Origin of the sequence: Ktedonobacter racemifer DSM 44963, assembly GCF_000178855.1 — a bacterium.
Lineage (GTDB): Bacteria > Chloroflexota > Ktedonobacteria > Ktedonobacterales > Ktedonobacteraceae > Ktedonobacter > Ktedonobacter racemifer.
On the sequence record NZ_ADVG01000005.1, the window covers coordinates 919,259 to 941,871 of the forward strand.

General features: G+C 52.8%; 21 protein-coding genes and 2 pseudogenes. 4 read left to right on the forward strand and 19 right to left on the reverse strand.

Annotated elements, in window-relative coordinates:
- Positions 1-201: 201 nt before the first annotated feature.
- Both KRAC_RS80665 and KRAC_RS78940 read right to left on the reverse strand, forming a co-directional pair.
- Complete coding sequence (locus KRAC_RS80665; RefSeq protein ID WP_040448589.1) at positions 202-480, reverse strand: CurL C-terminal domain-containing protein; 279 nt, start codon at positions 478-480, stop codon at positions 202-204.
- A gap of 24 nt (positions 481-504) precedes the next feature.
- On the reverse strand, positions 505-648 hold the full coding sequence (locus KRAC_RS78940) for a hypothetical protein (protein ID WP_274532250.1): 144 nt from the start codon (positions 646-648) through the stop codon (positions 505-507).
- On the opposite strand from KRAC_RS78940, the gene KRAC_RS78945 reads away from it, so the two are divergent.
- On the forward strand, positions 586-855 hold the full coding sequence (locus tag KRAC_RS78945) for a winged helix-turn-helix domain-containing protein (protein ID WP_075164682.1): 270 nt from the start codon (positions 586-588) through the stop codon (positions 853-855). The genes KRAC_RS78940 and KRAC_RS78945 overlap by 63 nt on opposite strands.
- Here KRAC_RS78945 and KRAC_RS58010 read toward each other — a convergent pair.
- The gene (locus KRAC_RS58010) at positions 832-1,221 is read right to left on the reverse strand and encodes a protein NO VEIN domain-containing protein (protein ID WP_052569429.1); all 390 of its coding nucleotides are present in this window, start codon (positions 1,219-1,221) and stop codon (positions 832-834) included. The genes KRAC_RS78945 and KRAC_RS58010 overlap by 24 nt on opposite strands.
- Positions 1,222-1,559: 338 nt before the next feature.
- Here KRAC_RS58010 and KRAC_RS58015 point away from each other — a divergent pair, with 338 nt between their 5' ends.
- Positions 1,560-2,867: a WD40 repeat domain-containing protein gene (locus tag KRAC_RS58015; RefSeq protein ID WP_040448590.1), complete on the forward strand. Its 1,308-nt coding sequence runs from the start codon at positions 1,560-1,562 to the stop codon at positions 2,865-2,867.
- Between the two features lie 59 nt (positions 2,868-2,926).
- On the opposite strand, the gene KRAC_RS58020 is transcribed toward KRAC_RS58015, so the two are convergent.
- The 8 genes from KRAC_RS58020 to KRAC_RS58050 form a co-directional block, all read right to left on the reverse strand.
- Entirely contained in the window at positions 2,927-3,706 is a 780-nt protein-coding gene (locus KRAC_RS58020) for a DNA alkylation repair protein (protein ID WP_007923017.1), read from the reverse strand.
- 302 nt (positions 3,707-4,008) lie between these two features.
- Complete coding sequence (locus KRAC_RS73425) at positions 4,009-4,320, reverse strand: hypothetical protein (RefSeq protein WP_157508347.1); 312 nt, start codon at positions 4,318-4,320, stop codon at positions 4,009-4,011.
- Positions 4,321-4,658: 338 nt separating this feature from the next.
- On the reverse strand, positions 4,659-6,035 hold the full coding sequence (locus KRAC_RS58025; protein ID WP_007923019.1) for a hypothetical protein: 1,377 nt from the start codon (positions 6,033-6,035) through the stop codon (positions 4,659-4,661).
- Between the two features lie 52 nt (positions 6,036-6,087).
- Positions 6,088-7,185 carry an N-acetylglucosamine-6-phosphate deacetylase gene (locus tag KRAC_RS58030; RefSeq protein ID WP_211221555.1) on the reverse strand — a complete coding sequence of 366 codons (1,098 nt, stop codon included), beginning with the start codon at positions 7,183-7,185 and terminating at the stop codon, positions 6,088-6,090.
- A gap of 126 nt (positions 7,186-7,311) precedes the next feature.
- Complete coding sequence (locus KRAC_RS58035; protein WP_007923028.1) at positions 7,312-8,070, reverse strand: sugar isomerase domain-containing protein; 759 nt, start codon at positions 8,068-8,070, stop codon at positions 7,312-7,314.
- A gap of 80 nt (positions 8,071-8,150) precedes the next feature.
- Positions 8,151-8,927, reverse strand: a complete 777-nt coding sequence (locus tag KRAC_RS58040; RefSeq protein WP_007923032.1) for a glucosamine-6-phosphate deaminase — start codon at positions 8,925-8,927, stop codon at positions 8,151-8,153.
- A gap of 46 nt (positions 8,928-8,973) precedes the next feature.
- Complete coding sequence (locus tag KRAC_RS58045) at positions 8,974-10,248, reverse strand: AGE family epimerase/isomerase (protein ID WP_007923034.1); 1,275 nt, start codon at positions 10,246-10,248, stop codon at positions 8,974-8,976.
- A gap of 88 nt (positions 10,249-10,336) precedes the next feature.
- Complete coding sequence (locus KRAC_RS58050; RefSeq protein WP_007923036.1) at positions 10,337-11,851, reverse strand: sodium:solute symporter family protein; 1,515 nt, start codon at positions 11,849-11,851, stop codon at positions 10,337-10,339.
- 390 nt (positions 11,852-12,241) lie between these two features.
- Between KRAC_RS58050 and KRAC_RS58055 the strand changes: the two genes are divergently transcribed.
- Positions 12,242-13,342, forward strand: a complete 1,101-nt coding sequence (locus KRAC_RS58055; RefSeq protein ID WP_007923037.1) for a LacI family DNA-binding transcriptional regulator — start codon at positions 12,242-12,244, stop codon at positions 13,340-13,342.
- Positions 13,343-13,383: 41 nt separating this feature from the next.
- Here KRAC_RS58055 and KRAC_RS75075 read toward each other — a convergent pair whose 3' ends face one another.
- The 8 genes and pseudogenes from KRAC_RS75075 to KRAC_RS58095 all read right to left on the reverse strand — a co-directional run bounded on the left by KRAC_RS75075 (position 13,384) and on the right by KRAC_RS58095 (position 21,680).
- Positions 13,384-13,578: an IS4 family transposase gene (locus KRAC_RS75075; protein WP_083815304.1), complete on the reverse strand. Its 195-nt coding sequence runs from the start codon at positions 13,576-13,578 to the stop codon at positions 13,384-13,386.
- Positions 13,566-14,731: pseudogene (locus tag KRAC_RS58060) on the reverse strand (IS3 family transposase). Before KRAC_RS58060 ends, KRAC_RS75075 begins: the two are co-directional and overlap by 13 nt.
- Before the next feature lie 66 nt (positions 14,732-14,797).
- Complete coding sequence (locus KRAC_RS58070) at positions 14,798-15,898, reverse strand: Gfo/Idh/MocA family protein (RefSeq protein ID WP_007923040.1); 1,101 nt, start codon at positions 15,896-15,898, stop codon at positions 14,798-14,800.
- Positions 15,899-15,916: 18 nt separating this feature from the next.
- Positions 15,917-16,972, reverse strand: coding sequence for a glycoside hydrolase family 130 protein (locus KRAC_RS58075; protein ID WP_040448837.1), 1,056 nt, complete (start codon positions 16,970-16,972; stop codon positions 15,917-15,919).
- Between the two features lie 176 nt (positions 16,973-17,148).
- On the reverse strand, positions 17,149-18,057 hold the full coding sequence (locus KRAC_RS58080) for a carbohydrate ABC transporter permease (RefSeq protein ID WP_007923042.1): 909 nt from the start codon (positions 18,055-18,057) through the stop codon (positions 17,149-17,151).
- Between the two features lie 33 nt (positions 18,058-18,090).
- A complete protein-coding gene (locus tag KRAC_RS58085) occupies positions 18,091-18,999 on the reverse strand; it encodes a carbohydrate ABC transporter permease (RefSeq protein ID WP_007923044.1) in 909 nt (302 codons plus the stop codon).
- Positions 19,000-19,271: 272 nt separating this feature from the next.
- The gene (locus KRAC_RS58090; protein WP_040448844.1) at positions 19,272-20,573 is read right to left on the reverse strand and encodes an extracellular solute-binding protein; all 1,302 of its coding nucleotides are present in this window, start codon (positions 20,571-20,573) and stop codon (positions 19,272-19,274) included.
- Positions 20,574-20,654: 81 nt separating this feature from the next.
- Positions 20,655-21,680, reverse strand: a complete 1,026-nt coding sequence (locus KRAC_RS58095; protein WP_007923046.1) for a LacI family DNA-binding transcriptional regulator — start codon at positions 21,678-21,680, stop codon at positions 20,655-20,657.
- A 167-nt stretch (positions 21,681-21,847) separates the two neighbouring features.
- On the opposite strand from KRAC_RS58095, the pseudogene KRAC_RS80770 reads away from it, so the two are divergent.
- Positions 21,848-22,564: pseudogene (locus tag KRAC_RS80770) on the forward strand (IS6 family transposase).
- The last annotated feature ends 49 nt before the right edge of the window (positions 22,565-22,613 follow it).

Consider the following 22,613-nt stretch of genomic DNA (forward strand, 5'->3'; position numbering starts at 1 on the left):
CACCTTAAAACGAGGCATAGCAACAGATGCTGTGTTGAGGATCTATAGCAGGTGGCCTGCGCACGCGTAACGCGCTTTGCACGCTCGCCTACGGGTGATGCTTCAAGGTGTTCAATAAGTATCTCTTCCATGGCGGTGGCGAGCGCGGCGACCGCTGAGTACTCGAAGGAGAGGCGCAAAGGGATCTCGAAGCCAAGCATTTTAGCAATGAGCAAAGGGGCGCCACCCAAACTGAAAGGTGGCTACCACATCGGCTACATCCTGACCAGGATGGTTGGTCGGATGATGTATGAACTGATCAACCATCTGCTTCAGAGCTGTAGAGATCTGCACTGAGAGCAAGAGCAGATGAGGAACAGAATTCAGACTCTGCTCGCGGTGAGAGCGGGAAACCTCTTTGACTTCTCCACCGCTTTGCATCATATGCATAGGCAGCGTGATGCGGAGCTTGATAATGCGCGGGTACTTATCATCGGCCATATTTTGCTTGGACCAGGCAATTCGTTAAGCCTCAGAGATGACTGCTCCTTGCTTAAGGATGACCAGGGCCTTGACCTCTTCGCCCTCGCACTCTGATCCCTTGAAGTGGATTATATCCGCGTCTACCTGCATACCCTGCGCCTCAAGTTGGAAGACGACCCCAGGCATCCTACGTATCTCGAAACGATCACGGGAGTAGGATATCGGTTCCGCCAGCCATGCATTCCCATTTTTTGGGTTGATCCAATATGGAAGAATCTACAGCACGCCAGATTATTTGTTCGCATTTGCCATACTATAAACTATCGTGACTTATCAGTCATATTAGAGAATTCTGTTTATTTTTCCCTGTTAATAGGAGAAGGCGAGGGGTGAGAGCGTCCCTTCACCAATATTCCAGGCCTCCAGGCGCTGAATTTCGCCACCATTGAGCGTCATAGGTGTTGTTGAGTCAATTTGGATATGCGAGAGAATAAAGAGCGCGACATTGGGATAAAAATTTTGCGCATGCGTCACTTCGTTTGCTGTGAGCGAAATTTGTGTTCCGTCCGAGGTCGTTCCTTTGACCTCGACGTGAAGTTCCTTTCCAGTTGCCGAGGTGCAAAGCAAATCATAGGAATGAGTGACAGAAACATCGAAGACGCTCCACCCCTGTTTTTCATAAAAGGCCTTTGCGATCTCCATCGCGTACTGTTCGATAGCTCGACGGAGATCGGCATCGAGGACATATCCCTGTCCCAAACGTCTTTTTTCTGCGTATTCTGTGATGGCACGTTCAACGCCGGCTATTTAGGAGTGCTTCCAGGCCACCCTCCAACAATTTCCATAAGCGTGTCCCATTGATCAGGAGTGACGTGAAATATCGATCCACCTGTGGCGCGAGCGACCTTCAGTTCCTTCAAAAGAGGGACACCTGTATGGGGTATCATTGCACTTGGTGGCTGGCACTGCTGAACGAGGGTTGCTACCCGTCGCGCGCCTCCATACGGGGCACCATCAATATCCAACCCCACAGAACATCACCTCTAGCCGTTTACTTTGCAGAAGACTCCACATGTGTGCAGGAAAGGATTTCGCCGATGAGTTATTCGGGACCACCACCATATCCCGGTCCGGGGCCGCAGCAACCGGGACCATACAACCCCAATGCTTACCCTAATCCCGGCAACCCACAACAACCAGACCCTTCATATCCTGGTTCTCCTGGCCTCAACGCGTTCTATGCCTGGACGCACGCACCGCAGCCAGATCGGGGCAAGCGCAGGAAAGTGCGTTTCACCTTCAAAGAGGCCGTCATCGGGCTGATCTTTCTGGGAGTGCTCCTCTACATGGTGTATGGATACATTCTCGCCACCATTCACCTCTGGGGGCCGAGTCACGCCTCCTATGCTTCGCAGTATGTGAACTATCGCGGCCAATCTATCGACATCTTCGCCGCCGCCCTCTCACCCGATGGCAAGTATGTGGCGTCGGGGGGCGCGGACAAGACCGTTCAGGTATGGGACGCTCACAGCGCGCAACTCCTCTATACCTATCGCGGGCATACTGAGTTTATCCAGGCCATTGCCTGGTCGCCCGATAGCAAATATATCGCTTCCGGTGGACAGGATAAGACCGTGCACGTCTGGTCTGCTGAGCCGGGAAAGATGGGGCAACGCGTGCTGACCTACCGCGAGAGTCCCTGGATTATCTCATCCATCGCCTGGTCGCCTGATGGACAGTACATCGTCTCCGCCGATACAGCGAGTACCAAGACCGAAGTCCAGATCTGGCGCGCGCTGACTGGCGAGCGCATCACGACCTATACAGGTCATCAGGACGGCGTGCTCTCCGTAGCCTGGTCGCCGCAAGGGAACCGCATAGCCACCGCGGGCAACGATGGGATGGTGCAGATCTTGGATGCACTGAGCGGGCAGCAAGTCGCACGCTTCCAGTATCCGCTCGACAACGGGAAGCCTTCCTTCGTCACCTCTGTCTCCTGGTCACCGGACAGCAAGCGCGTGGCCTCGGCAGGAGGAGACGGCTATGTCCACATCTGGGATGTCGACGCGGGACGCGAGGTGCTCAAGACCAACGTTCATCTCTCGTATAAGGAGGACTTTGAAGACAGGTTGAGACCGGAGAACCATAAAGGGGTTAAGCCACCGCCGGTCACTACGAGAGCAGTCTCCTGGTCCCATGATGGCAAGCGCATTGTATCAGCAGACAATCGTGGTGCTACGCTGGTCTGGGATGCCAACGACGGTCACCTCTTGCTCTACACCGATGGCCGTGAAGCCCCACCTGGTCGTGTCTACACCAGCGTGACTCAGGCTGCCTGGTCTCAGGATGACCGCCACATCCTTATCACCACCGTCGATGTCGTCGTCAACTGGCAACTTCCATAACGGGGGGAGACACAGACCCCCTTTCGGTAGCGACGGGTCGTAGCGGTATGTACCCAGCATCATCCGTCACTACCGGACATGGGTGAGAGAGGGCTGCATCGGAGAGATGGGAAGCGCCGCCGGGCAACTTCGTCGCTGTTGCTCTCAACACCTGAGCTTGCTATTGCTATCTTCCGCAATTCACGCAGGGCATCGCTCGCGATCCAGCGAACAGCCCTGGAATTGACCTGCTGAATCTCTTCACCGCAGGCAATAGCCTGGGTGAGCAGTTGGGCGTTCCGCTTGCCGATCTGGCGTAAGGCCCAGTTGACTGCCTTCTTCACAAAATTGCGCTCGTCAGTGGCATACTGCTTGATCAGGGGAAAGAAGGGCGAGAACATTTTATCGCTAGCTCGCTTGTCGTGAACCGCCAGGTATGCCGTCAATACGAAGCCTGCGCGCCGCACAAACTCCTCCTCGCGGTGGCACCACTCGATGGCTTTCTGGTAGGCATAGGGGGTCTTATCGAAGAGGCCGCCACATACCTGATCGCACACATCCCAGGTATCGAAATCACGCACCCATGCCTCCATTTGTTCACGCGTGACGTATTGCGGCTCATCAACCATGGCCGCCAGGATACGAGCCTCATGAATGCCTGATGCCCATAACTCTAACGCCAGAGCATGGTTGCGCCCGATCTCTTTCGCTATGGTACGCAGGACTGGTATTTTGATACCCAGTGGGTGCGCGGGCCGGCTGCCAAAGCGAGATTGCCCCTGAACAACCTGCGGATCGGCGTGCTGCCTCAATTTTTCGAGTACCTGCTCTGGCGACAAGACCGGAGAGGGGTTGAACATTGGACGAGACTCCTTCTGATCATGGTATATTCCCAATGTATAACCTGGACAGCTTTTTGTCCAGTCCGCTTACAAGCCAGGCAGGGCTATTTACAGAAAACCGAGCGAGAAAGCCCCAGGCATCGATGCCTGTCTCTTCTACACAAATTACAAACGAAGATGAGAAGCGAGTCGAACCCCTTCAAGAAGGGTTTGAACGCGAAGCCAACCCCTCCAAAGGGGTTTCCAGCTGGGAGGACCATCGCTGTGGCGGGCCAAGTAGCCTCCCATTTGAGCAACGGCTTTCCAAGCGGCTTGCATGGTCATCTGTGTGGGCGACTGACCCGTTTGCGCCGCGACCACGGCGAGCACATCGGCTTCCCCCCCTCAGACGCAGGCGTCTGGGGTTCTTGGCGGGAAAGATCTCGCAGTTGCAGCAATCGCACAGCCGCTGGAGACAACAATCCCAACAAGCGTATGATGCGTTCTGCACGTTGCAATTGGCGTTCCTCCAGACAACATCCTGTTTTGAGGCATTCCTCGACCACCCAGTGATGCTTGTACCACTCGACCCGTTCCCAGGCCTGAGCAAGGGTGGTGGTGACTGTGACACTGATCTGTTGTGCCTCTGTCACTCTCTTCTGTGCGCAAGGAGTGATCATTTGGGAGCGCCCCAAAAGCTGGAATGCAGAGGACTGGCAGCCCTCTGCATTCCGGCTTTGATGGAAACGCTTCAAGTACATTTAATATAGCATGATTCTCATGTTACCGAAGACAGGAGGGCGAGATGAGCATCTCTCATTATCGTTATCCGATACTATTATCAGTAGAGCAGCGTCATTGGTTAGAAACAATGGTCCACAGTAGTAGAACCCCTCATCGCTTATTGTGTTGCTGCTGCACGCCTCGTTCTCATAGAGAAACTATGCCTCTCTTAAGAGGAAAACTGCCAGCAGCATCCTCTTTTTTGTCATTAAAGTTGAGCAAGAAGATCAAGCGCGCCCTGCACAAGCACTTCACCGGCTTCAGGAGCGAAACCGGCGGGATAGTTATAGAAGCGATATGCCTCCGCCACTTCGTAGCCGCCTGTCTCATAGGCAGATCTATCGGGAATATATCCAGGGCTGCCATTGGCGTACCCTATCACCATGAGAGTTTCATTCCCGGCACGCGCTTTGATCGTGAGACCAAGCTCCACAAATGGTTCTCCTGGTAACATCACTATACATATCTCGCCTAGAGCAAGGACTATGATCTCAGCGGTAATGCTACGAGCAGGATGAGGATCGATGCTAATCTTCTCGGCCCAGGCCGCCCATCCGCGCAGCAATAGCACATCACCGGTCGATACGCCGGTACGCTGGAGTCGCGCCGCTTCTTCATAGCAGCGCACAGCGAATTGACGCAACGCATCAGGGGACTCAGGCTCGAACAGAGGAAGCTCGACGACGCGCCGAAAAACTTGAACCGCTGCGCTTCCCTGAGCGCGGGAGAGCATCGCAAGAGGTGCTCCACCCGGAGCAGCGCCGCGTTCGGACGCCTGTAAAGCAGCGCCAGCAATCAAACGGCCCAGGCGCTGACACTCCGCATACGTACGCCGCTCCAAGCCACGCCCCTTGACGCTATCCTGTGCCGAGTGACCGGTATTAATTTGACCGCAACAGCCGGTCACAAATTGCACATGCGCATCCGCATAGACAGCTTCAAGTGCCCGCACGGTATAGCCAGGATAGTCTGCCGTCGCCAGGAAATTATCGGCTCCCAGCGTTACCGGATGACAGGCATAACTCACCAGCAGGGCATAGGGGCGACCATCCAGACCATCAAAGCGCAACACAGGAACCGCTGGATCAATAATACCGTCCGGGATACGGCGATTCTTCCCAACCGTTGGCTCATATCCAACAGTAAAGCGAGCCGTGACAGGAACCTGTTTACTGACAGCTGTCACGGCTGTATCAGCGGAGGTCTGAATCAGAAAATCCAGATAGCTGGGATCAACCTTTCCTCCCAGGCGGCCATCCATCACCGATGGACCGCCATGTGTATGTGTAGCCGTGATCGCGATCCGTATTCCAGGTATGGTGGTACGAGCAGTAATGCGCTGCCGGATCGCTTCCACAGTCGAGAGATCGAGGCCAATAACATCGAGTGTCAGCAAGATTGCACGTGAGGCGTCATCGCCGTTGGACCAGGCCATCGCCCGCACATAGAGATCATCATGCACTCCCAACATGCCAGAACTTCTGGCGATGAAGCCTGACATTTCGCTTCCCACAGGAGGAGTGATCACCGCACGCGCGACGCCCATCAAGAGGTCGCGCCCGGTAGTAAATTCAGCATAAGACATCGTCTGCTCCGCTTCGTTGCCATCTTAGAGAGAAAAACCGCATAAAATATTTTTATTCATGGCGCTGGTAGACGACCTCACCCTGAACGATGGTAGCCTCGATGATGATTGCTTTCGTCTCAGCATCGAACCGGAACAGCGTCAAATCAGCTGATCTTCCACTGCGCACCGTCCCCCGCTTCGCCCTTTCGTCCAGGCCAAGCAGCCGTGCCGGATTTGTGCTCGCCATGCGCACAGCCTCGGCCAGAGTAACATCCGTATAGCGTAGAACATTCGCAAGACACTCCGGTAGAGAACTCACCGAGCCAGCGAGGAGGGGCGTACCGTAGAGATTGAGGCGTCCACCTGGCAATAGCTCTACCCTGCCTCCCACCGATGTATCATAAATGCCGGGAGTTAACCCCGCAATAGCGACCGCATCGCTCACCAGGATCGCGCGCTCCGTTCCTTTGGCACGCAGCATTGCCTTCATAACCGATGGTGAAAGGTGGTGGCCATCACAAATGACGCTCGCGGCAAGGCGATCCTCGGCTAGCTGCTCCCAGATATAATTCGGGTGACGCTTGAGCTGAGCATGTGCGCCATTGCCCAGGTGAGTAGAAAGACACGCACCAGCGTTGACAGCCGCCTGAATCTGCTCCGCGTTGGCTGCCGTATGCCCAATAGCGACAACGACATTATCGGCGTGCAAGGCGCGAATATACTCGCAAGCCTGAGGATACTCCGGCGCGAGCGTTATCAGACCAACGCGCCCTTTAGCCGCCATCTGCCAGCGATGATATTCAACTAGACTTGGCACTCGCACATGCTCTATGGGATGCGCGCCGCGTGGCCCATCCTCCGGCGAGATGGCTGGACCTTCAATATGAATGCAAGGAATGGAATGGGCCACACGCGAATCGGCCTCACAAGCGGCTGCTATCGCATGCAGACTATGGCAAATAGCTTCTTCCGATTCGGTAATCACAGTAGGACAAAACGCAGTCACCCCGCGCTGCCAGAGTGAGTGGGTCAATGCTATGATAACTTCTGGCGTTACGTCAGGAGCATTTACATCATGTCCGGCATATCCATTCACCTGGATATCGAGCCAGCCAGGCGCAATCCAAATGGAAGAGGCAGCACTCGCCGATTCGATGCGACCAATCATACCATCTGTTACTTCCAAGCGCACTATCTGATTGCTCTCGACTAGTCTCCCTTCAATCCACATTGATGTACAACCTTTCTGTATAAGACCTTTCTAATTCCAGCACATTCCGAGCATATTGCTTCTCTAGAGCTTCTTAATTCGCCCTTTAAAATGTTCGATAAATCTGGCATTGATCTCATCTCCGTCCGGCGCATTACCGCTGCGCCAGATAGGAGGGTCCACGCCCTCTTGCGCGAGCAGTTGGACGGCCTCCGCAACCAGTGAGTTGAGCAGGTAAGCCGTGGCAAAGGTAGACATAGGGGCAACAGGCTGGCTAATGCCTTCAATCTTGATTACTGCGTCCCCTACCTCAATCTTGCTATCGAGCACCACATCAACTAACTCATACAGATTCTTCTTAGAAGGGTGGCGCGCCGGATGATCCGCTGGCGTTGCCTGCGCATGGCGAACCGATGTCACACCAATAATCTTGACGCCGCGATGTCGGGCCTCTAAAGCGGCATCGATCAAAGCGGCGTTAATCCCATAGGCATTGATCAGTATCAGCAAATCGCCTTCGCCCAGTCCATAGTCATCGATCACGATTTTGCCATAACCGGGCGTTCTTTCAATCGCCATCGAGCGCAGCGCGCCTCCGCTTAGCAGCGTTCCCTCATCCAGTATCGCGCTCACATGCATCAATCCACCCGCCCGGAAGAAGAGTTCCTGCGAACCGAGATTAGAGTGCCCACCCGGTCCGTAGGCATAGACAAGCTTATCGGCCTTCACCTGATCCGCCACCATACGAGCGGCCTGCTGAATAGACTCCCGATTCGATTCATGCAATAGCTGTAAATGTTCTACAATCAGTTGTAGATACCGGGTCATTGCCGGAGTACTCATCGTTATTTCTCCTCATCATCTCCTGACTGGAGCCGCTCCAGTCCCTTACTTATCCAGTCCCTGCCCTACTTGTGCTCTCTTTAGAGCAAGGCAGCGGAGTCGGTATCGAGATAGGCCACGCAATCGGCATGCTGGCGCAGAATGGTCGCAGGGCATGCGGTCGTAAGGGGGCCGCGCAGCGTCTGCCGCACAGCATCACGTTTTGTTGCCCCTGGCACCATACAGAACAACGTCCTGGAAGATAACAACGTAGGAATCGTGAGCGTAATCGCATGAGTGGGCACAGCATCGAGGCGCGCAAAACAGCCATCATTGACCTGCTGCTGGCGCGCGGTGATATCCAGCGCGACCGGCTTCACAAGCAATGGATCGTTAAAATCGGCGACAGGGGGATCATTAAAGGCAATGTGACCATTCTCACCGATTCCTAGACACACAATATCGATGGGAGCCAAACGCAACAAATTGGAGTAGCGCTGACATTCGACGTCGATGTCACCGCTGCTCTCAATGAGATGCACCTGGCCCGGTTTGACGATATCAAATAGATGATCGGATAGGAAACGAGCGAAACGCTGGGGAGCGCTCGCCGGCAGCCCGATATACTCATCCATGTGAAACGCAACCACGCGGGCCCAGTCGATGCCTTCGTACCGTGACAACGTGTGCAGAAACTCGTTCTGTGAGGGCGCCGCCGCAAAGATCATGCGTACCTGCGCCTGTTGCGCAAGCAACTCCCGCAATCTGGCACCAACATCCTGACCGGCGGCTAGACCAAGCGCCTGTCGATGCGCGTAAATCTGGACCCGTAGCTTATCTACCGTTTGAGAACTGATTGGCTGCACTGTTGTACTCATTTTCATCTCCTTGTTGTAGAGTGTATTTCATGCCCTGCGCACATTCTTATGCCATCGCCAACTGTTGCTGCAGTAATTCAATAATGAGCACGAGATCACGAATAATGTGATAGGGGTCTTTGACCGGCAAGGCCACAACTTTATCAATGGGTCGTCCCTGTCGATCACGGATCTGAATCCACTCGCCTCTGCGCTGATCGGGATGAGGGAACGTCTTGAATACATACACATGTGTGCGCTGATACAATGAAGCGAAGCTTGCATCCCCGGTAAGATGGTACGCGAGCAGAGTGCCATACAGGGCCTCTGAATGCGGCCACCACAGCTTCGTATCCCATGTGTCCAGGATTAAACGCTCATACACAGCACCAGTCTGAGTGCCACCGGGCTTGCCACCAGAGCGATCAACATAGCGAAACAGGCCCCCATACTGTTGATCCCAGCCCACCTCATACGCTTTCGCTATCGCCTGCGTCGCCTGTCGTGCCCACTGCTTCTGCCCCTGGGCCTGAGCCTCGCGCAGCACAAACCACATGCTCTCAATGGTATGGCCTGGCGTCACGTGTCTGCATAACACTGTATCTGGCGCGTCGCCAGATTGTGGAAGAAGTTCGGCGACAAGGCCATCCGGCTGGTAGAAACGCTCCATGATCGCCTGCATATATGCAAAACTCAAGTGGCGCAATTCCTGGGACTGGGGATGCCCGAACGCCTCCAGGGCAGAGGCCAGCTCCTGAGTCACATTCAGCATAATCATAGGGATACTATGGGCCTCAAATCCGGCTGGAACGGGATACGGCTCGCTGCGGATAGAACCAGCCTTGATGCGCTGCACAATGCGCATACACAGCGCTAAGGCTTGCTCAAGCACCTGAGCATCCTGAGCGACGCGCGCATATTCGGTAAAACCAAGCGTTACAAAGCAATCGGCAAAGAAACTGGTATCAAACCCCTGACCGGGAAACGGCTCCTTTTGATGTCCATAGCGATCAAGCAGATAGGCACAGTTTCCATTCGCAAGAAAGGCGTGGCGCGTCACAAACGCCACGCCCTGACGCGCCAGGTCGAGCAAGCGATCAGCATCCTGGCGCAGCAGGCCGTTGCGGCTCAATTCACTCAGGCGAGCCAACAACCAGATCATGCGCCCCTGTGACCAGGTATATTTATCGGTGCTCACAAGCCGTTCGCCCTGGTTATCGAAGCAGGTAAAGTACGCGCCCTGCTCCGCGTCTATACCCCGCTCTAACCAGAACGGCAGAATCACCCTCTCAAGATGTTGTCGATAAAAGTTTTGTAAAGCTTGGTAATTGTCTATATCCAATATGTCACCTCTCTCTCATCCATCTCAACGTACCGCTGAGCATCGATCGCACGACGATCTATGCTCAGCGAGGTAACCTTATAGCGGGCTAGAGCTGTTTCGCGTCTACCAGCTCTGGTTCCGCTCCCCGCTCACCGCCGTCCTCGCTGTTGAGCGAATTGACGAACGCGACCGTATCGGGGTTGGCACGACCGCTTATGAGCCCGATGCCGACATAGAGGATGATGGATACAAGAACAGGCAGGGACACCGTAGCGGCAACATCATTGGTAAAGCCATACTTAATGATGCCGAAAGCGATAATGCCGCCCGCCCAGGAGATAATCGCCGCAGCCGGGCCACAACGACGAAAGGCTGGCAGCAATCCAAAGAGCATGGGAATCGAAATTGGCCCGACGAGCGCGGCAAACCACGTCACGATCAGCCCGATGACCCCCCCAAAGAGGTTCGATTCCAGGGCGATGATCATGCTCAAAACCGTAAAGATAAAGGTAACGATGCGTGCTGCGCGCAGTGTACCTTCACCGGACAGATTGCGCAGCCTTCGTGAAAGGAATGGCAGGATATCGCCGGTTACGACCGCTGAGATAGCATTCGCATCCGAGGAAGTCATCGCCATCGTATGAGCGAACATGCCAGCAAGCACGAAACCAATCAGACCAGGAGGCAGGAGGGCGCGAGACATAATGGCATAGGCCTGAGAGGGATCTGACAGGCGCGGGAAGAGGATGGGGGCAGCCCACATCGGGTAAAACAGGATAATAGGCCAGACAAGGTAGAGCACTGCCGATAGGATAGCAGCCTTGCGCGCCTGAGAGCCGCTGGGAACCGCGATAAAGCGCTGTGCCAGATTCCAGGTGCCGCCATTATAACTTAAAAAATTAATGAGGAGATACGCCAGGACAAACCAGATGGTATATGGGCCACCAAAGATCGCATGGTGGCTAGGCGGAAGCTGATTCCACATTCCACCCAGAGCAGTTACCCCTCCCAGTTTCGCCAGCACAATCACAAAGAGTACAATGCCGGCAACCAGCTGTACAATGAACTGAGCAAAATCGGTCAGCGCATCGGCCCATAAGCCACCAACAGTGACATAGATCAGCGAAGCACCGCCGGAGATCAGAATGCCTACCGCCAGAGGCAGGCTGGTGTACACGTTCAGGATAATCGCGATGGCAGACCATTTCGCACCCACGTCAAAGACTTTCAGCAACGTGCCGCTCCACGCCAGCAACTGCTGCGTTGGTATATTGTAACGCGTTGCCAGGTACTGCATCGGTGAGATAATATGCAGTCTTTGCCTGAGACGTGACCAGCGAGGAGCAATGATAAACGCGCCCGCGATTACGGCTACACTAATGGCAAAGGCCCACCAAACGTAAAGGGTAAAGCCATAGGTATATGCGATGGCAGCATAGGCAACAAAAACAGCAGCGCTATAGCCGGACATGTGGTGTGAGATGCCGGCGAGCCACCACGACATCTTTCCGCCTGCGGTAAAGTAATCGCTTGTGTTGTGGACCTGGCGATGGGACCAGATACCAATAGCGACCATAAGCAAGAAGTAGAGTGCCAGGACAATCCAATCAAATACTGACATCCAGATAGCCTCCATTCAAAATCGCGCTCACATGAGTGACATAACGGCGATCGTTGCCGTCCAGCACTTACGCATTCGCTTCATCTGCTTATATTACACGGATAATTACACACAACAGTGATCAGGGGAACTGATCTCCCTACAAAAGCTAGTAGTAGAGCTACGGAAGCCGAAATTATGCTTTCATATCTCTCCTTTCAATGCTTTGCAGCAATGCCTTTCAGAAACTTTCATGAAAGTATTGTAGAACTATAACATCGACAGTAGCAAGCTGTCAATGTTATCGAAGGGGAGTAATGACGTTGGAAGAAAAATGAGATAGAATAGGGCGGTAAGTTGAGACGCGGCACTATACAGTGAAGCGATTAGGAAGGCAATGAGTTCAGATTCATGACGAAGAAAATCAACGCAACGCATGAGAAATTACCAGCCGCTGAAGAGGCAGCAACAATTGATGATGTCGCGCAAATGGCGGGCGTCTCTCCCGCCACTGTATCGCGTGTGATCAATAACCGTCCAGTCGTATCAGAAACAACGCGGCGGCGCGTACTTGAAGCTATTGCGCACCTAAACTACCAGCCCAGCGCGCTGGGACGTAATCTCGCGATACGGCGCACAGGAACGCTTGGACTCATCATTGCCGATATCACCAACCCATTTTACGCAGAGATTGTGCGGGGAATCGAAGAAACGGCATTCACGCATGGATTGAACATACTACTCTACGATACGCTAGAAGATGCTGAACGTGAAGCACAGATTTTGAGTTTACTTGAAGAGCGCCAGACTGATGGATTGATCATTTGCGCCTCATGCTTACCGGAACAGCGCCTACTCCCACTGATGCAAGTGAGCATCCCGACTGTTCTCATTAATCACCTGCCACTTTCAACGAGCATCGGGACAGTGGAAACCGACCAGGAAGCGGGAATCAGAGCTGCGATGCAGCATCTTGTGGATCTGGGACATCGCCAGATCGCCTACATTGGAGGTATCACGACCGCGCAGGTCTATCAACGCCGTCTCGCCACGTTTCGCGCGACATGCGCAGAGGCCGGCATCAGCATTCCAGAAAACTACATTGTGCCAGCCAGGCCTACACTCGATGGAGGAAGAGAAGCGACGCGTCATCTTTTACCAACAGGATCGAAGGTAGCGCCACCAGAGCGAGCTTCCTATCCTACTGCCATTCTTGCCTACAACGACCTGGTCGCGATAGGCGCTATTATCGCAGCTCAGGAAGCCGGCCTCACGGTTCCCGAACAGCTTTCAATCGTTGGATATGATAATATTCCTCTCGCCGCCCTACTTCATCCCTCCCTCACTACCGTCCAGCAACCAGCTCGCATCCTTGGCGAACAGGCAATACACCTGATCGCTACTTATCTTCAGCTCCAAAAGTTGCCCGAAGGCAGACCTACGTTCATGCGTTTCACACCAACACTCATCGTACGCGCCTCAACAGCTCCAGTGGTATTGTCGTCATCATAGTGAAGTCCCCCACGCCTATAGGCCTTACACTTACACACAAGTCATGAAGGATAGAGAAGAGCGGCGAGATGAACGCCCTCCAAGACGTCCATCACCCGCATCCATCCTTTCCATAACGTCTGCCATCCAGGGAGACCATCGCTCTTGCGGTCGAGGTAGCCTCCCAGGCGTGCAATGGCGTGGGCCTGAGCGTCACCCAGATTTGTGGAGATCCTGAAGTGGGTTATCTCAACGATGGTGTAAAGGCTTGTTCATAGACAAGCGGACTCACGTACCGTAACGTGGAATGCAGACGTATTGGGTTGTAAAAGCACTCCAGGTATTCGAAAATGGTGACTCTGGCCTGCTCTTGAGTGGCGAAGTGGGTACAATTCACGCATTCACTCTTGAGTGTGTCGAAGAAGGACTCCATGGCCGCGTTATCGTAGCAATTGGCTGTGGGGCTCATGCTCACCTCAATGCCCTGGGCCGCAAGCAATGCCTGGTAGCCCTGACTGCTGTATTCGCTGCCTCGGTCAGAATGGTGAAGCAGACCAGGTTGCGGATGTCGGCGAGTCAGCGCCATGTGCAACGCGAGCGTGACCAGGTGCTCATTTTCGTTTGGGGCCATGGCCCATCCCACCACTATGCGAGAGAACAGATCCAAGATGACGGCCAGGTAGAGCCACCCCTCTGCCGTCGCAATGGCTGTGACATCGGTCACCCATTTGGCGTTGGGGCAGGGAGCGGTAACGTCTCTGCCCAGCACATTGGGAGCAACATGAGCTGTGGGATCGCTCTGCGTGGTCTTGGGCTTGAACCGTCGGCGAGGCTTGGCACACAGCCCCAGTTGTTGCATGAGTCTCACAACACGTTTGCGGCCACATCGTACTCCCTCGGCTTTCAATGCAGCATGAATACGCGGGCTTCCGTAGACCCGACGATGCTGCACAAAAAGGCTTTGGATCTGGGCGGCAAGCTTGGCATCTTCTCGCTGGTGCTGACTGACAGGTCGATGTCGTGAGGCGTAATAGCCGCTGACAGACACCTCCAGCACGCGGCACATCACCGTGATCGGGTACTTGCCCTGATGCTGCGCGATAAACGCATACGTTACCGAGGGACGTGCGAAAAGATGCCGATAGCTTTTTTTAGAATATCACGCTCTTGACGCAAGCTATTCACTTCACGCTTCAATTGACGATTCTCTTCTTCCAGTGGCGTCTGATGTCCACTGCCAGGAAAGGCGTTGGGGCCGTGTTCTTCCAACTCCTTGCGCCAGGTGGAGAGGGTGCTGTCCGCCACACCCAAGTCGCGGGCAATTTGCGCCTGTGACTTCTGACCTGTTTGGACCAGGTGGACCGCTTCCACCTTAAATTCTTTCGGATACTTTTTTTGCTCTTTTGCCATGATACTCACGCTCCTTTGGGAAGCTCTCTCTTTCGAGTTTACTCCCTCCACAAAGGTGGGCCATGGTCAACTTTTTATACTATGACCTTGCTCAATGGATTGCTGGGAGAGGAACGCCAGTCGGAAGCTCTCATAGGCATCTTGCAGCGTAACTTCTGACGTGTAGCCTGGCTCCTGAATGGAGCGAACAAGGTCAGTCATGCCTTCGCGAATGGCATTCGCATAATCCTCGGTGCGATCGGGCCGTGTTAGCGTTGTATGTACCAACTGGCCTGCCGTCGCGCCTGTAATCCCTTCTGGCGCAGGCATGGTCTGTATGTCGAGCTCTGTTTGCAGGAGATGCGTCAGGGCAGGATAGTCGGTTGAAGCAAGCGATCCCTCTATATCCAGCCGATCTGGGATCCAGCCATACGCCGTTGCTGTTCCTCGTTCCATCACCACGCGAAGCACCGTTTTCTCCAGAATAGCCGGGCGGTCGAACGCATGATAAAAATGAGCAAGCGCACCACTGGCGTAGGAAACCGACGACATGACCCGATCTTGTCTGCCACCGGAGGCTGTGTGTGCATTGCCGGATACGAGAATAGGCTTGCTTTCAACAAGCTGGTTGCACAGATCAAAGAAGTGAACCCCGTGCTCAATGAAGATGCCACCACTGCGGGAGCGATCCCAAAACCAGTGCTGTGGATGGAGCGCCTCGTTTGAGGCTGTGTTTTCCAGGCGAATGTAGGTCACCTCACCTAAGAGCTTGCTTCGCACTAGGGCCAGCAGGGTAGTATATAAGGGAACATAGCGGAGGACATAATCCACCTGAATTTGTACACCATGTACTTTGGCTGCGCTTACAAGGGCATCCGCATCCGTGAGTGTGGTCGCAAGAGGCTTTTCAAGAAAGACATGTTTGCCCGCATGAATAGCTTTTAGCGCTTGAGGAACATGTAGCCAGGGCGGCGTGGCGATCGTCACAATATCAACATCCGGATCGGCAAGTAGCTGATCAATGTCTGCATATGCCCAGGCATGGAAATGCCTGGCGGCCTCTTCTCTGCGCGAGGGCGCAACATCAGTAATAGCAACAATACGTACCTGGGACATGGCAGCATAGGCCTCTGCGGTAAACTCGCCAAAGCCACCATATCCAATGATACCCAGGCCAAGAGGTTTCATCTTAGCAATACCCCATTTCTAGCGAAGCGTGTCAAGAATTTCTTTGATCGAGAAGGTCGCACCGCAGACAACCAGGTCAGAAGCACCGTAGTACACGGTCAGCGTATCCCCGTTTTCGATGACGCCATTGGTGAAAACAACATTCCCAAAGAAGCCGTTAATCTCGTATTCCGCAAGCGGCTCCATAAGTGGTTTCTGGGAACGCGCTATCACTTTTGTGGGATCATCAAGATCAAGCAATGCAGCACCCAGGCAGTAGCGATTTTGTTCATCGGCTCCATGATACAGTTCGAGCCAACCAGCCTCAGTACGGGTTGGTGCGGCCCCAGCGCCTACTCGTGCTGAGTCCCACATGCCAGGGCGCGTTGTCAGCAGACAAGTATGCTCACCCCAATGTAAGAGGTCAGGGGATGTACTGATCCAGATATTATTGCCACCAAGCCCGGTTTCACCCAGCGTTGGGCGGTGGAGCGCGAAATAGCGCTCGCCAACTTTCTCTGGGAAGAGGGCACAATCTTTATTATTAGGAGGAAAAATCATCCCGTGACGTGTAAAGTGCTGCCAATCCTCCGTGCTTATCATACCAACCCCATACCCCCACTTCGAGACAGCCGTATAGGTCAGGTAGTAGTGTCCTCCAATTTGCGTCACGCGACAGTCTTCGATACCAAAGGTTTCCAGTTCGCCCTCACCGATGAGCGTGGGTGTAGGCATGACCTGAAAGTGGATGCCATCTTCGCTTGAAGCGAGCCGCAGGTGGGAAAGCGTCGTAAGATAGGTATTTCCCTGGTACACAAAGCTACGTGGATCCTCCTCATACACCAGATCGGGATCACCTTTCTGGCAGGAAAGGACACGCAAACCATCTTTTGCGGAAGGATCAATGACCAGTGCGCTTACGGTATCGTCTGCTTGTTCTGGGCGCTCCGCAACGCGCAGCAACAGCCAGGTCTTGCCCTGGAACGTAAATGCCCCCGGATTCAGGAGACATTCGATAACGATCCCATCGAGACTGGGCCTGACATCTTCAGGCCGCAAGAGAGGATTTTGAGAGAAACGTTTCGCTTTATCTATCATTTTAATTTGCTCCTTATTTTCAGGTTCTTTGGTTGTAGGTGTGGTGCCCCTTGGCTGCCTGTGGCAGTCAAGGAGCACCACACCTACAACCTGGGCGAGCGCCGCAGGCGCGAGGGTTTAAGCAAACGACTTGTACATAGCGTTAACCAGTTGCATAAAAAGCTGTAAGAAGGTTAGTCCCACCCATAGCGATGGCCCCATGCCTCAACAATACGGCGGATAAGTATGATGGAGATGAAGGTCGCGACCGCATTGAGTAGCGCAATCGTCGCTCCATATCCCGAGCGGAACTGGTTGAATGCTTGATAATAAATCTCTAACTGCCAGGTCTGGGTCGCCATCTGTGGACCACCATTTGTTAATGTAAATGGCTCAGTAAAGATGGAGAACATCAAGCCAACCGCCAGAATAATGACCGTGTAGAAAGCAGGATAAAGCATTGGCAGTGTCATACGCCAGAAACGCGTCCAGGCATTGGCGCCATCAATAGAGGCCGCTTCATAGATTTCGATAGGGATGCCCTGCAACCCGGATAAAAAAATGAGCGAATAGTACCCGGCAAACTTCCACACCATCATGAGCACGATGACCAGCGTTGCCAGTGTTCCATCCCCCAGCCAGTCAGGGGACGTGCCAAAAGTCGCACGGAGAAAGGAGTTCAGTGGGCTATCGTAGGAAAGAAAGCCACGAACAACTAACGACGTGACGACGCCTGAGGCCAGGTACGGTAAGAAAAAGCCAACGGCGAAAAGAGGCTTAAAGCGCGGAACAAGATGGAGAATCAGCGCAAGCCCGATAGCAGCCGCCAGCACCAGCGGGATAAAGAGTACCAGGAATTTATAGGAAACCAGAAAGGCCTGCCAGACACGTGGGCTGGCCAAGGCTTCCTGAAAATTTGCCAATCCGACAAATGTTGGGGTAGGCGAGATCAGGTTCCAATTTTGGAAGACCAGAAAGAGGCTCCATAGCAGTGGAATGAAAAAGAAGATAAGCGTAAAGAGAAGATAGGGACTGGTTAGTAACCACCCCTGAAGCTCCTTTTTGGCTGCTTGTTTTTTCACAGTAACAGGTATTGTGCTCATCGTCATCGCTCCTTTCTTTCTCTGATGCTGTTCTTAGCGCAGGACCAGTTGCACACCATTGACAAAGTTACGGCTAAACAGAATGAATAAGAGAAGAATCGGGAACGTGAGGAGAGCGGCCGCAGCATAGAGTGGTCCAGGATACGCGCCATAAGGGCCAAACATGGAGCTGAGCAGCACATTGAGCGTTTGCCTGGTTGGCTCTTTGACAACAATGATATCCCACATGAGCTCAGTCCAGCGCTCCATAAAGACGAACAGAAAGATGATCGTGCTAATTGAGCGTGCCATAGGGATCATAATACGAAAAATGATGGAGAAATTGTTTGCACCATCCAGACGTGCGGCTTCAATCAATTCGAGAGGAGTCGAACGAAAGAAACTGGTATACATGAAAATCGCCCACAAACTGACCAGTTTCGGAATAATCATTGCCCAGTATGTGTTGTATAGGCCCGCAAAACGTATAATAAGAAATGTCGGCACAAGAAGAATGATGGCCGGATAGAACATTTGAAAAAGGATAAAGCTATTGATGAAACGCTTTCCGCGAAAGTCAAGGATGGAAAGCGCATACCCAACGACAGCGCCGATAACAACAACGCTGATACTATCGACGATCGTCACCAGGAAGCTATTCAGCAAGGCATTGACCAATGGGAGTGAAGTGTAGCCCCCTCCACTCAAGATCCACTGATACGAGCGCAGGGTAAGCGCGTTGGGAAAAAACGCCTTATTGACCTGATCCCAGGGAGCAAAAGACTGGAAAAGGAGATACACATAAGGCAAAATCATAATGAGCAGTACTGGTACGGCGATAATATATAACCAGTTGCCCTTTGAACGATGGGTTGATGAAGTTTTAGAATTGACTGTACGAACAGTAGTTGCCGATGAAGCCAAAGGTATGGCTACTCCCTGTTCGCTTTGCGCATGTGCCATCATAATTCTCCTTCACTTCGACACTGAATAGGTTTGAGCGTTAAAAGGGCACCCAGTGAGTACAAAAAGAAAGTCGGGAGATACCCTGTCCTGGCTCCAGGAGGGAACAGTGTGGTTGGCGCTCTTGCCATGCCCCGTAGTGAGTATCTTTTCGGGGGATATCTGTGCCATATGCGGCAGGTATTTCTGTCTGCGGGTAGGATATCCAGTAGATGCTAGATACCTACCCGTAGATTGTTTACGCGAACATCACTTCAATCGCAAAGAGGCTCTTACTGGTTCAGCATAGGTTGAACAGCGGTTTTCCAGCTATTCCATGCCTGCTGCGGAGTAGCGTCCCCCTTGACCACCGGAATGACTGCCTGGTCCCCCAGTGACACCTGTATATCCGTGTACTTCGATGCAGTGATTGGCGGCACAGCATTTGGAATATTCTCAGCGTACTTGACGAGTTCTGGATTTTTGTCAAAGAACGGTTTGAAGGTTGCGTTTGTGCTCAAATCATCACGCGCCGAGGGAAGGCTTGTTGTTTGCAGCCATTGCAGATCATGTTGTGGGTCTGAGAGAACCCACTTGACAAATTCCCAGATTGCATTCTGCTGCTCAGAAGAGGCCTGCTTGTAGATCACAAGACCCTTCGCGTCGGCAAACGTTTTGATGTCCTGGCTATTTGCCATGGCATCGGGAACTGGTGGCGGCGTCAAGACGTAGGTGTCGTTGAGTTTGAGGTTCGGATACTTCTGCTGCCAGGTGGCAAAACGCCAGGGACCAATAATATCCATGACACTGAGGCCTGTTTCGAAGGCATCGGTCTGCGTCTGTGTCAGAAGGAGTTTATTCTGAGATAGATCCCTCAAGAAGGACAGGGAGTTGACCGCGGCCTGCTCATTGGCGGTAACCTTGCCTCCAGAGATGAAGTTCTGTCCATTACTGGCAGCATCATAAATGCTGAAGAAATCAAACCAACGTTCGTACCAGGTATCTTTCACGAGTGCGTCACGTGCCCAAACAAATTTATCAGGAAATTTTTGCTTGAGCTTTTGGCCCATAGAGATGACCTGGCTATAGGTGCGGGGCGGTTCATTATAGCCGATCTGCTTGAGAATATCCATACGCCACCCAAAGAGCATGGCATTAGTATACATGGGCAGGATGTAGGTATGGCCATCACCAAATTTCCAGCTCGCAATGGTCTTCTCCATGTGGCGGGCCTTGATGACATCATTCCATCCGGGCATCTGGTCGAGAGGTACGATAGCTTGGGAGCTTTGTAACTGACCTCCAAAGCCAGTAAAAATATTCTCCGAAGCAGTTGGTGCTGTACCGCCCGCTAACGCTGCCTGAATGCTTGCCTCTGACGTGGGGTTTTCTGGAATAGCCTTGACCGAAATTTTGATGTCAGGGTGTTGTGCCATGTACTCTTTAGCCATTTCTGTCCAGAAGGCCTGCTGTGGGGGATTGGCCGCTGACCAGAAGGTAAGGTTTTTCGCATCGCCGGTGCTTCCTCCACCGCAGGCGGCCAAAGGAAGGCACACGATGAGAAGAAGTAATGAACCCCAGAGTAATTTTGTCAGCTTCACTGCTGATTCCTCCTTGTGGTATATTCACATGCAACAATGCTGCGATAAGGTCTTCCATCGGCATATACGATGAAATCAGTAGCCGCGAAAAGCGCATCCACATGAACGGCGCAGCACCAGTTCAGCCGCGAGTTGTGCCTGCACAGTCGGATATGTGTCTTCCTCTTCCTCCAGAATAGTGAGCAGACGGCGAGCCGCAAGCTTTCCCATCTCATGTGTAAAAACTTTCACCGTTGTAAGTGGAGGAGTACTAAGCGCGCTAAAATAGGTGTCGTCAAAACCTATAAGTGCAACATCTTCTGGCACACGGCGCTGTAATTGCTGCAAAGCATGCAGTGCTCCTAAGGCGACGGCATCATTGACCGCAAAGATCGCTGTAAGGTTGGGAATGGTGTTCAGAGCCTCTTTCAGCAATACATGACCAGTCTCTGAAGTGGTATCTTCGGCATGAAAGAGATGAGGGGTGAGACCTGCCGCAACGAGAGCATTGGTGTAGCCTTGCCCACGGTGAGCAGAGCTGGCCCAGTTCTCTGGCCCCAGTAATGCGACAATATCTCGATGTCCATGCTCGATGAGGTGCGTTGTTGCTTTGTATGCCCCTTGAATATCGTCACTATTGATCGTGTCAATGGAAGTATTTAAGAGCATATTATCGACGAGGACCAGAGGGATTCCCCGCTGTTTCAGTTCCAAAATGAAACGCGGGGGGATATCTGGTCCCGCTAAAATCACCCCATCCACCCGATTTTCGGCGATTGGTTTAAATGTTGCGATGCTCTTATGCTCATCACCAATAGTGCTCAGCAAGAGATGATAACCATGGCGGCTCAACTCTGCTTCAACACCATGCATGATATTTGGATAAAACGGATCGACATCCAGTGGAGCCCGACGCTGATTCACAGCATAACAGATGGTCTCTGTACGCGATGTGGCCAGCATACGTGCTGCCATATTCGCCGAATACTCCAGCTCTTTCGCCACGGCAAGGACCCGTTCACGTGTCTCTGGCTTCACACCATCTTTGCCGTTAAGAGCACGGGATGCTGTCGCGAGGGACACCCCAGCTTTCTCAGCAATTTCAATCAAACTTACAGGCATATGCAATTCCTTGAAAACTTTTTGGAAGCGCTTGCAAAAAGCATACATTTATTTTCCATTCCTGTCAAGACTCAACAAAATGGATATTGCAGATCAATGTACACGCATTGCGCAAAGGGGTATTGTCAACTTGGTAACGTAGCTGAACACTGTGCTAGAATAACATCATGAAAACAAATACCATTGTACTTGATTACAAAGGGTTCCGCTTCCCGCCTGAAATCATCAGCCACGAGGTGTGGCTGTATTACCGCTTCTCACTCAGTTTTCGCGATGTTGAGGAACTTCTGGCCCAGCGTGGGATCGCCATCACCTAGGAAACAGTATGGCAATGGTGTTTCAAATTTGATCAATCCTCTGCCAATGAATTACGCTGTCGTCGCCCTCGTTGTGGGGACAAATGGCACCTAGATGAAGTCGTGCTCATAATCAAAGGCAAGAAGCACTACCTGTGACGAGCGGTCGATCAGCATGGCAGTGTGCTAGATATTCTCGTGCAAAGCCGACAGAACAAAAAAGCAGCGAAACGCTTCTTGCGCAAACTCCTCAAGGACTCCAATACATCCCACGCGTGATCATCACTGATAAGCTCAAGAGCTATAGTGCAGCAAAACATGAGATCCTCCCTGGCGTGGAGCATCGGCAGCACAAGCGACTCAACAACCGAGCAGAGAATTCGCATCAGCCCACGCGACGACGAGAGAAGAAGATGCGCAAATTCACATCAGCACAACACGCGCAACGGTTTCTCTCGGCATTCAATTCCATCACTGAGCATTTCCAACCGCGACGTCACCGCTTGACTGCCGGGACATACCGTGCCATTTTACAGAGCCGATTTCAGCAATGAAACGCGGGTGACTGGAGTCAAGCAGGTCGCATAACCATACCAACCTCTCCACTTCTCATGAACCTTTCACGCTTTTCCTCGTT

Bases quoted from the DNA above. Each gene is read 5' to 3' on its own strand.
- KRAC_RS80665 (WP_040448589.1), bottom strand. From the start codon at position 480: ATGGCCGATGATAAGTACCCGCGCATTATCAAGCTCCGCATCACGCTG.
- KRAC_RS78940 (WP_274532250.1), bottom strand. From the start codon at position 648: ATGCCTGGGGTCGTCTTCCAACTTGAGGCGCAGGGTATGCAGGTAGAC.
- KRAC_RS58015 (WP_040448590.1), top strand. From the start codon at position 1,560: ATGAGTTATTCGGGACCACCACCATATCCCGGTCCGGGGCCGCAGCAA.
- KRAC_RS58020 (WP_007923017.1), bottom strand. From the start codon at position 3,706: ATGTTCAACCCCTCTCCGGTCTTGTCGCCAGAGCAGGTACTCGAAAAA.
- KRAC_RS58025 (WP_007923019.1), bottom strand. From the start codon at position 6,035: ATGTCTTATGCTGAATTTACTACCGGGCGCGACCTCTTGATGGGCGTC.
- KRAC_RS58030 (WP_211221555.1), bottom strand. From the start codon at position 7,185: ATGATTGGTCGCATCGAATCGGCGAGTGCTGCCTCTTCCATTTGGATT.
- KRAC_RS58035 (WP_007923028.1), bottom strand. From the start codon at position 8,070: ATGAGTACTCCGGCAATGACCCGGTATCTACAACTGATTGTAGAACAT.
- KRAC_RS58040 (WP_007923032.1), bottom strand. From the start codon at position 8,927: ATGAGTACAACAGTGCAGCCAATCAGTTCTCAAACGGTAGATAAGCTA.
- KRAC_RS58050 (WP_007923036.1), bottom strand. From the start codon at position 11,851: ATGTCAGTATTTGATTGGATTGTCCTGGCACTCTACTTCTTGCTTATG.
- KRAC_RS58055 (WP_007923037.1), top strand. From the start codon at position 12,242: ATGACGAAGAAAATCAACGCAACGCATGAGAAATTACCAGCCGCTGAA.
- KRAC_RS58070 (WP_007923040.1), bottom strand. From the start codon at position 15,898: ATGAAACCTCTTGGCCTGGGTATCATTGGATATGGTGGCTTTGGCGAG.
- KRAC_RS58080 (WP_007923042.1), bottom strand. From the start codon at position 18,057: ATGAGCACAATACCTGTTACTGTGAAAAAACAAGCAGCCAAAAAGGAG.
- KRAC_RS58085 (WP_007923044.1), bottom strand. From the start codon at position 18,999: ATGGCACATGCGCAAAGCGAACAGGGAGTAGCCATACCTTTGGCTTCA.
- KRAC_RS58095 (WP_007923046.1), bottom strand. From the start codon at position 21,680: ATGCCTGTAAGTTTGATTGAAATTGCTGAGAAAGCTGGGGTGTCCCTC.